The sequence below is a fragment of the Streptomyces sp. MBT53 genome (genome assembly GCF_016654115.1).
Lineage (GTDB): Bacteria > Actinomycetota > Actinomycetes > Streptomycetales > Streptomycetaceae > Streptomyces.
This window is the reverse complement of record NZ_JAEQAZ010000489.1, coordinates 1-549: the sequence shown is the minus strand read 5'-3', so window position 1 is coordinate 549 and position 549 is coordinate 1. Positions and strand designations below refer to the sequence as shown.

The 549-nt window shown below is 73.8% G+C and carries 1 protein-coding gene; it reads left to right on the top strand.

Annotated features, from left to right (window positions below; genetic code table 11):
- Nucleotides 1–221 precede the first annotated feature (221 nt).
- Complete coding sequence (locus JHN45_RS52415; RefSeq protein WP_200712017.1) at nt 222–470, top strand: SCO4226 family nickel-binding protein; 249 nt, start codon at nt 222–224, stop codon at nt 468–470.
- The last annotated feature ends 79 nt before the right edge of the window (nt 471–549 follow it).

Genomic DNA, 549 nt, shown 5'->3' with positions numbered 1-549 from the left:
TCGCAGGCCCGGGCGTCCCCGAACGGATGCCCCTCGCCCGCGAACGCCACCCACAGCCCGGCCCCCGCCCCCAGCGGTACGGCCACGACGCCCGCGCCGATCCCGGTCCGCACCCCTCGCCGCATCCCCTCGCCCTCCCCGTGATCGTTCCGCACGGTAGCCCCGGAGGCCGTGGGAGCGCAGCATGGGGAGGGGGGAACAGCACGAGGAGGTGCGAGGCCATGGCTCAGTACATGGACGTACATCACGGAATGAAGGGCATCACGGCCGACGATTTGATGGCGGCCCACAAGGCGGATCTCGCCGTGGAGAAGGACGAGGGCGTGCACTTCGAGCGGGCCTGGGCGGATCCGGAGTCCGGGACCGTCTACTGCCTGTCGGAGGCGCCGTCGCCCGAGGCGGTCCAGCGTGTGCACGAGCGCGCGGGGCACCGGGCGGACGAGGTGCACCCGGTGCCGTACTCGATCTGACGCCGTGCGGCGGGGGGGCTCGGGGGTGTCCGGGGGTGCGGTCAGCCCCACCCCCGGTCGGGTGGGGCGCTCCATGGTC